General features: G+C 60.6%; 11 protein-coding genes and 1 pseudogene. 3 read left to right on the top strand and 9 right to left on the bottom strand.

Annotated elements, in window-relative coordinates; all coding sequences use genetic code 11:
* From VWZ81_RS19530 to VWZ81_RS19495, 8 genes and pseudogenes are all read right to left on the bottom strand, one after another.
* On the bottom strand, positions 1 to 791 hold a 791-nt coding region (locus VWZ81_RS19530; RefSeq protein WP_416543580.1), incomplete at its 3' end, for a type IV secretion system protein.
* On the bottom strand, positions 791 to 1,945 hold the full coding sequence (locus VWZ81_RS19525; protein ID WP_416543578.1) for a lytic transglycosylase domain-containing protein: 1,155 nt from the start codon (positions 1,943 to 1,945) through the stop codon (positions 791 to 793). The genes VWZ81_RS19525 and VWZ81_RS19530, both read right to left, overlap by 1 nt.
* Complete coding sequence (locus VWZ81_RS19520) at positions 1,935 to 2,102, bottom strand: hypothetical protein (RefSeq protein ID WP_416543576.1); 168 nt, start codon at positions 2,100 to 2,102, stop codon at positions 1,935 to 1,937. The genes VWZ81_RS19525 and VWZ81_RS19520 overlap by 11 nt, the downstream gene beginning before the upstream one ends.
* Positions 2,099 to 4,474 (bottom strand): type IV secretion system protein B4, encoded by a 2,376-nt coding sequence (locus tag VWZ81_RS19515; protein WP_416543574.1) that lies wholly within the window; start codon positions 4,472 to 4,474, stop codon positions 2,099 to 2,101. The genes VWZ81_RS19520 and VWZ81_RS19515 overlap by 4 nt, the downstream gene beginning before the upstream one ends.
* A complete protein-coding gene (locus VWZ81_RS19510) occupies positions 4,464 to 4,742 on the bottom strand; it encodes a type IV secretion system protein VirB3 (RefSeq protein WP_008327373.1) in 279 nt (92 codons plus the stop codon). Before VWZ81_RS19510 ends, VWZ81_RS19515 begins: the two co-directional genes overlap by 11 nt.
* Positions 4,735 to 5,028 (bottom strand): TrbC/VirB2 family protein, encoded by a 294-nt coding sequence (locus VWZ81_RS19505; protein ID WP_416543571.1) that lies wholly within the window; start codon positions 5,026 to 5,028, stop codon positions 4,735 to 4,737. The genes VWZ81_RS19510 and VWZ81_RS19505 overlap by 8 nt, the downstream gene beginning before the upstream one ends.
* Positions 5,025 to 5,638 (bottom strand): annotated as a pseudogene (locus VWZ81_RS19500) (lytic transglycosylase domain-containing protein). Before VWZ81_RS19500 ends, VWZ81_RS19505 begins: the two are co-directional and overlap by 4 nt.
* A gap of 43 nt (positions 5,639 to 5,681) precedes the next feature.
* The gene (locus VWZ81_RS19495; RefSeq protein WP_416543570.1) at positions 5,682 to 6,035 is read right to left on the bottom strand and encodes a hypothetical protein; all 354 of its coding nucleotides are present in this window, start codon (positions 6,033 to 6,035) and stop codon (positions 5,682 to 5,684) included.
* 203 nt (positions 6,036 to 6,238) lie between these two features.
* Here VWZ81_RS19495 and VWZ81_RS19490 point away from each other — a divergent pair, with 203 nt between their 5' ends.
* From VWZ81_RS19490 to VWZ81_RS19480, 3 genes are all read left to right on the top strand, one after another.
* Positions 6,239 to 6,499 carry a hypothetical protein gene (locus VWZ81_RS19490; protein ID WP_416543568.1) on the top strand — a complete coding sequence of 87 codons (261 nt, stop codon included), beginning with the start codon at positions 6,239 to 6,241 and terminating at the stop codon, positions 6,497 to 6,499.
* Between the two features lie 124 nt (positions 6,500 to 6,623).
* Positions 6,624 to 6,881 (top strand): helix-turn-helix domain-containing protein, encoded by a 258-nt coding sequence (locus tag VWZ81_RS19485; RefSeq protein ID WP_416543566.1) that lies wholly within the window; start codon positions 6,624 to 6,626, stop codon positions 6,879 to 6,881.
* A 167-nt stretch (positions 6,882 to 7,048) separates the two neighbouring features.
* On the top strand, positions 7,049 to 7,276 hold the full coding sequence (locus VWZ81_RS19480) for a hypothetical protein (RefSeq protein WP_416543564.1): 228 nt from the start codon (positions 7,049 to 7,051) through the stop codon (positions 7,274 to 7,276).
* Between the two features lie 5 nt (positions 7,277 to 7,281).
* Here the strand turns inward: VWZ81_RS19480 and VWZ81_RS19475 are convergent.
* On the bottom strand, positions 7,282 to 7,570 hold a 289-nt coding region (locus tag VWZ81_RS19475; RefSeq protein ID WP_416543562.1), incomplete at its 5' end, for a hypothetical protein.

Genomic DNA, 7,570 nt, shown 5'->3' with positions numbered 1-7,570 from the left:
GGCAAGGTGAAATCCATGAAGCGCTGCTCTTCGGCGATGGTGGCGGCATCGATCACGCCGCCGGTGCCGTCGCCCACGGTCTGCACCGCTTCGAGCTGCCACATGGCGACCAGCGCAATGGCGAGCTCCGCGGTCACGCGCGTGTTGAGATCGATGCTTTCCTTGAGTTCGTCCATGTCGTCGATGAGCCCGACAAGGCGGTCTACCCGCTCGAGCGATTGGCCGGCATCCTCATAGCTGTTCTGGGCCGCCGCCGAGACAAGGGCACCGGTGGTGGCCTGCGTCGCCACGCGGTTGGCCCCGGGATTGCCGCTCGTGGCCATTTCCGAGAGGGTGTCCTCGTCAAAACCGAGGTCGGCCAGCACCCGGTCCATCTGGGTTTCGATCTCGCCTGCGCCAGAACCAGACAGGCCCGAGAAATCCCCAGTCTTGATCGCCTCAATCGTGGCGAGGATGTCCCCGAACTCCTGGTCGAGCAGACCGTTCAACTCGTCTTCCATTTCCGTCCGGATGATTTCGGGAAGCTCGGCAAGTCGGGTGAGCGCTTCATAGGTTCTGTGCAGCTCCGCGAGTTGATCCGTGAGTGTGGCAAGCTGTTCGCGGAGCTGCGTCAGCTGCTCGTTTTGCAGGATCTCGTCTTCGATCATCTGCCGCAGCTGCTGGATGTTTTGCGCGATGTTCTGGGTGTCGACGACCGGTACACCTTGTGCTGCGGCAGGGGGTAGGGCGCTGAACTGCAAGCCAACGCCAAGTGTCGTGGCCAAAGCTGTCCTCAAGAGCAGATGTCGCATCATTCAATCTCCCTGATCGTAAAATCCATGAACGCGCCTTCGGCCATGCGGGCGCTGGCCTGGGCCAGTTCCTCGGCAGAAAGGACGCGGGTGCGTGCCGCCTGAAGCCGAATGCGTGCAGCGACGAGGCGCACGAGTTCGGCGCGGGCATAGGTGTTGAGTGCGATGCTTTCCTGCACGTCTTCAGTCTCGGAAATCCGTTCGACGATGTCGGAAATGCGCAGGGCGGCTTGGCGGATCGCGGCTGGTGAGTTGCTGCCATAAAAGGCCGCCCCATGACCCGTGAGCGAGAGGTTGGCATTGGCAAGAAGCGCCGGATCGATCGTGCCAAGCGCATCGATCCCGCCGATACGGCTTAGATAGAGATTGTAGCGTTCACGGATGACCGACACGTAGTGCTGGGTCTCGCGGAAGGGTGGCACGCCGCCATATTCGAAAACCCGGCCAGGTCCGGCGTTATAGGCCGCGAGGGCGTTGATGATGTTGCCATCGAATGTGTTGAGCTGGGTCGCGAGATAGCGCGCCCCGCCATGCACCTGCAGGTAGGGGCTGTCATAATATTCCGGGTTGATGCCCAGATCGCTGGCCGTCCCAGGCATGATCTGGGTGAGACCATAGGCGCCGACGGGAGACCGTGCCCCAATGGTGAAACGGCTTTCCTGCCAGATCAGCGCTTGCAGCAACGCGCGCCACTGGACGGGTGAGAGCCCTGCGCGGCCAATTCCCGCAAAGCCGCTGGTTTCCTGGGCAACGCGGATGATGAGCTGCTCGATGTTCTCGGCGGCGTCGCCGAACATCTGCGCACCGCCGGGATTGGGGTCGATGGCGGCATTGCCATAGACCGCCTCGACTGACCGGGCCGGATCGCCGCTGCCGCTTTCCAGCCCCGAGACCATAGCCGGCAATCCCTGACCGCCGAAGCTGGTCTGGGCATCGAGGATGCGTCGGAGGGTTTCCAGCTGTTCGCGCTCGATCTCCGCGATGAGTTCGCGCACTGCGAGCTTGTCGGCCTGAACAGCCAAGTCTGCGTCGCGATCGCCGGTCTCGACGATATCACGCGCGGTCAGCCCACTGTCATTGGTCGGCACGCCTTGGGCGATGCCGAGACCGGGCAGCAGGCAAAACGCCAGGATATGAGGCAGGCTAGACTTCAATGTCGCCCTCCGGGGTGCCAAGGGGCGTGAAGTGGCAATCAGGCGCGACGGGTGCCGTCGACGCAAGGAATGTGAAGCAGTTCGCCTGCGGCTCCCGGTACTGCGTGCAGGAGGCCAGCGCGCCGAGCGCGGCGAGAAACAACAGAATACGGATCATGAAAGTCTCCAAAAATCTGGGCGGTCGCGGTAATCGGCGCCGACAAGCGCTTCGCCCTTTTCCATGCCGCCAAGGATGGTGAGATTGGGTCCAAGCGCGCTCAGATCGGCATCGACGACGATCGAGCCCTGATCGTCGCGGATCAGCGCTAAGCGACTATTGCTGCCGGTGTTGAGAAGGACGTCGAGTTCCTTCTCCGTGAGGTTCAGCATGGCGTAGTCCGCAGGCTGCGCGCGGATATTGGGCAGCAGGATCTGCGTCGGAACGGCTTCGACGATGGTCTTGCCGGTCCGGGTGCGCTCTAGCTGGCTTGCGTATTGCGTCATCATCACGGCAACCGTGTTCTGCTTGCGCGCGGTCACCAGCCAGTTCGACAGCCGCTCGGCGAAATACGCATTATCGAGGGCCTTCCAGGCCTCGTCGATCACGATGATGGTGGGGCGGCGATCCTCGATCTCGCGTTCGACCCGGCGGAAAAGATAGGAGAGGACCGCCATCCGCTCCTTGTCGGCCTCGCTGTCGAGAATACCGGTCAAATCGAAGCCCACCACATCGCCTTTGAGCGAGAAGGTGTCCTCAAGGCTCTGTCCGAAGATCCAGCCATAGCGGCCGTCTTCGGTCCATTCGAGCAGGCGCTGGTGCAGATCGCCGCCATCATCGGTGGACACAAAAAGCGATGCGAAATCCCGCCAGTTCCGCAGGGCCGGATTGGAGGCCTGCGCGTTCTGGCGCACAACTTCCTGAATCCGGTTGGTTTGTGCCGGGGTCAGGGGCTTGTCGGCGCGGTAGAGCAGTGTGGCGAGCCAATCCGAGAGCCAGGCGGTGCCCCGCGCATCGGTCTCGGTCCAGAGCGGATTGAGACCCGTGGGCTGGCCGGCGTTCAGGGACGCGTAGCGCCCGCCACCCGCGCGGACCGCCATCTCCATGCCAAGACGGTAATCGAAGACGAAGATCCGCGCCCCTGCGCGACGGGCCTGGGTCATCAGAAAGGCCGAAAGCACCGATTTGCCCGACCCGGGCCGCCCCATGATCAGGGTATGGCCGCTGGTCGGTTCTTTGTCGGGCGATCCCTGCTCGTGATAGGAAAACCGGTAGGCGCTCTGCTCCGGCGTAGGCAGATAGGTGATGACCCGGCCCCAAGGGGTAAGTGCTGCGGGTTTGCCGAGCTGCGTCCGGTGGAAGGCCGCGAAATCCGAGAAGTTGCGATTGGTGACGGCGCTGGCACGCACGCGCTTGGGCTGGTTGCCGGGATGCTGGCTCAAGTAATGTGCCTTGGCCGCGACCCGCTCACCGATCATCTTCACGCCTTCGGCGGCGGCGGCGTTGACGATCTCGGCGCTGAGCGTCTGCAACTCGTCCAGCGTATCACAGAAGATCGTCACGACCATATGATGCTCACCGAAGCTTTGGCGCTTGGCCTCGAGATCATCGGCGGCGATGTCGAGGGCTTCCATCAGCGACAGGGCCGCATCCTGGCTGGCTTGCATCTGACGCTTTTGCCGCTTGATCCGACCCGCCATGAGGTTCGAATTGATCGGCGTGAAGGAATGCGTGACGATCATGTCGACCGGCAGGTTCAGCATGTCGAACATGGTGCAGGAGGTGGCCTCGGAGTATTCCCCGATGGTGAAGCTTTTGCCGTAGCGGTGGCCCACGACACCTTCGGTAAGCTCGAAGTGATCGCCTTGGAACGTCACCCGGGTATTGGCGACGTTGAAAGACAGAAAGCCATAGGTGTTCGCCGGATAGAGCGGCAGTTCCTGGCCAGTGTTCAGCGCGCCCAGAAAGCCGATCAACTCGCCGCTTTTGGCCGTGAGCACCCGTGGGTTCAGTTCGCTCAAGCCTGACACGAACACACTCACGGCCTCGCCCAGGCGACGTAGGCGCTTGTCGGTTACTTCCTTCAGCCGGTCTGGCGCGCTGCGGTTCAGGAAAGGCAGGACACTTTTGGGAGGCGGGCGGTGAATGACCGTAAGCGTCAAGGTTTTGTCGCGCAGGCCACTGGTTTCGAGTTTTGTGCGCCAGAGCTGGTCAACGACTCCTGCAAAACTGTCCTCGCGCACCGGTTCGAGGTCCGGTGTGATCGCCTTTGAGACCTTGTGTACGTAGTAACTGAACTCCGGCCCCAGCTGCGTGATGATCCTGGCGAAGAGTGCTGTCACCTTGTCGAGATAGGCGTCATCCGTCGTGTAGCTGTTGACCCCGTCGAGCCGGATGCACTGAAAAAGCTCGTTAACCCGGGTTCGCACGGTGCGGTCATCGACCAGGCTGACGTAAGGCAGCATATGCGCCAGGCGGGTTTCGCGCGCATACCAGTTCGGCGTCATCGTGCGGAGATCAATTGCTTCATCCAAGGCATTGCTAGGGCGCATAGCTGTCCCCGCCGTGGATGGAGCGGTTGCGCGTGGGCGGCGTCTCCTGCAGCGCCGTCATCATCACGTCGATGAAGCGCGGGTCCCAATCTGCGGCCTTCCACAGTACGGGATAGAGCAGGGCGGCCACGCCCAGCACGGCGATGTGCTGGACCCAGACGAAGAGCAGCACCGAGCCAAAGAGCCAGACCATCGCATACATGATGGGCAGGCCCAGTAGCTTCGGCGGGCGCACGAGGCCGAGGAAAAGTGGCGAGCGCTCAGCCACCGGCGAAAACCGCGGCAACGATGGTGGGAGCAGCGGCAACACCGGCAATGCCGACAAGCACCCAGAGGGCCTGGCGCAGATCGATGATGTTGAAGAACCAACTCAAGAAAACACCGAGCACGGCCAGCGTCGCGATGACGACACCAAGCGGGCCGGTCAGCGCATCGACGATGCCCTGCAACAGGCTCTGGATCGGGGAGAGATCAATGCTCTGGGCGAGGGCCGGCTCGGCAATGAGCAGGAAGAGCGCGAGCGAGGCAATAAAAAGGTTGGATATGTGCTTCATGAATTTGTTCCTTCCAATCGGGCCACGACGGCCATGACACGGGCCACGTGGTTCTGGGTTTCTCTGTAGGGGGAATGCCGCCATACTGGCGCACAGCGTCGGGCCCGGCGTTGTAAGCTGCGAGCGCCAGTCGCGGATCGCCGAACGTCTCCAGCATCATCGCGAGGTAGCGGGCGGAGCCGTCGAGGTTCTGCAGCGGATCACGCGGATCGATACCGAGGTCGCGCGCGGTCGCTGGCATCAATTGACCAAGGCCGATGGCGCCTGCGTTCGAGACCGCATTCTGCCGGTAGGCGCTCTCCACCTCGATATTGGCGCGGTAGAGGGTCAGCCAGTCTCGGACTGAAAGGTCTGCGCGGCGCAGCGCAGGATGCCCGGCATAACGAAGGGCGGTGACCTCGATGGCAGTAAGAACTTCGGCGCGGGGCAGAGGAACGGGCCGCGCAATTGCGGCAACCTGGATCTCGTCTGGCCCAAGGTCAATCTCACGGAGGATCGCCAGCTCATTAGCAGCGGAACCCTGGCCGATGCCGTCATTGTAATTGCGGGCAAAGCTGTCCTGGGAGCGGGACGGGGTCAGAGAGCCATCGCTCTCCATGACCAAAACCATCTGGGCTGTAGCGGGATCCGCGAGATACCAGAAAAAGAGAAAGCTACTTGCTGCCGCCCTTGTCGTTTGCAGCCAGCTTGTGTGTTGTCCGCTGGCCTTCTTCGAGCGGGACATCGGCATGGGAGAAACCGATCCCGATGAGGAAGGAGACCACACCGGTGATGGTTTTGAATTCGCGGATCTTGATGTCGTTATAGGTCGTCCGGGTGCGGGCAGTGACCAGCAGCTTTTCCACGCCCTCGTCTGAGACGACGCGCATGATCCAGACCCCGTAATAGCTGGGTCCCTTCTTGTGTGCCGACTCCTGGCACAGGATTTCAGCGCTGTAGCCACTTTCCACGAGTTCGCGGAAACGTGCTTCCGTAACCACATTTGGTGCTTCGATGTCCCAGTTCATGGCCCGGCTCACGCTTTCTTCAAATGCGCAACGTCCGGGCATTCCCACTTGAAGCCCAGAGTTACGATAGTATATTATTAACCGCTAGATATAATGCGGCAGATACGACTGTATCTCGGTTACTCAAACTCTAGGCACGGCCATTGGCGTCTATCAAGGAAAATAGGGGTTTCAGAAACCTGCGGTTGAGCCGATGGGTGACGATGCAGGCTGTGGACTTGCTGATGCTCGTTCCGGCTGCAAGCCTCGCAGAATCCTGTCTCGCCCCGGTCCGACCCTTCGTGCCAAGCGATTCGCAAGCAGCCCGGGATTATGCCGATATCATCTGGCGGGACTTTGAGGCCTACATCTCGGGCATTCAGGACTACTTCCGCTGCCTCGAGCAGGAGCGTGCGCGGACTTTTGAGGAAGCCCGCGAAGTCAGCCAGGACTACGGTCGGTTTCTGGAGCTGCTGGGGGATTGATGGGCGATTGGGTGTGCATCAGCCTAGCACCCGACGGAAACCAGACGCCGATAACACCCTCAAATATCTACTTTTTAGATAACAGATTTCATCCGCTAGCGACGTCACAAAAGGTATGTGACGCGTGGCGAAAACAATCAGAAGCAAAGGTCAGGAGGCTCTGTGCCAGGCGTTGGTCGACGCCCGGAATAAGGCAGGACTCAGCCAGAAAGAATTGGCGGTCAAACTCAGGCATCACCAGTCATTCGTGGCCCGTGTCGAAAGCGGAGAGCGCCGGATCGACGTCGTCGAGCTCATCGCATTGTCCCGCGCCGTTGGGTTTGACCCTTTCGAGATATTGTCGATTGTCGAAGCCGCCACGGAGCCCGACCACAAGATTTGAAAGCAAAGAAATTTTTGGATGCTCCGCATTGGACGTCCCCATGTGAAGTGATCTCCCTCAAGTAAAAGTATTGAGTCAACATCCACCAATTGCGTCATGCTGTGCAGGCGGGGCCTGAGAACACGATGCCGCGATTGCAGCGCTAGAGTGCAGGAAGTCAGTAAACAGTGGACAATGATAAAGGTGAAGGCGTCGCGATCGCCAATCTGATCGGGACCGACGGGCGCAGAGTTGTTGGTTGGGTGTATCGCTGGAGTACAGGTGCCCACGCGGTAATGTGGGACGTCTGCGGCCCCCAGCCGGTATCGGAAATCCGGCCGGATCTGACTGAGGAACAGAAGCAGGAAATCGATTTCGACGGTTTGAAGCGGATCGGAAGTGGCAACAGCAAATAGGCTTCTCAGGTAGCCGCCAGTTCATATTGATGGATAGGGTCCGCCGGCATAACAGACATTGGGGCCGCACGCGGCGAATGCGGACTCGGAGCCCAATTTGTGCATTCAGTTTTTTCGCTGCGCGCGCTCGCAGCATGAAAATCGCCGCAGTTGCTCGGTCTTCGACGCTGCGCGGCGGCAGGAATAGTTGTCATTCGTTCATGGCGCAGCAGAATATTGGACCGCAATTTACAGGTCGCGGACCAAAGCCGCAATTCACCGCGCTTGCGCCAAACGGCCAGTTTATGCACTTCA

Origin of the sequence: Phaeobacter sp. JH20_34 (genome assembly GCF_048056095.1) — a bacterium.
GTDB lineage: Bacteria > Pseudomonadota > Alphaproteobacteria > Rhodobacterales > Rhodobacteraceae > Phaeobacter > Phaeobacter bryozoorum.
Note: the sequence above shows the minus strand (reverse complement) of the source record. Positions and strands in the feature narration are given on the sequence as shown.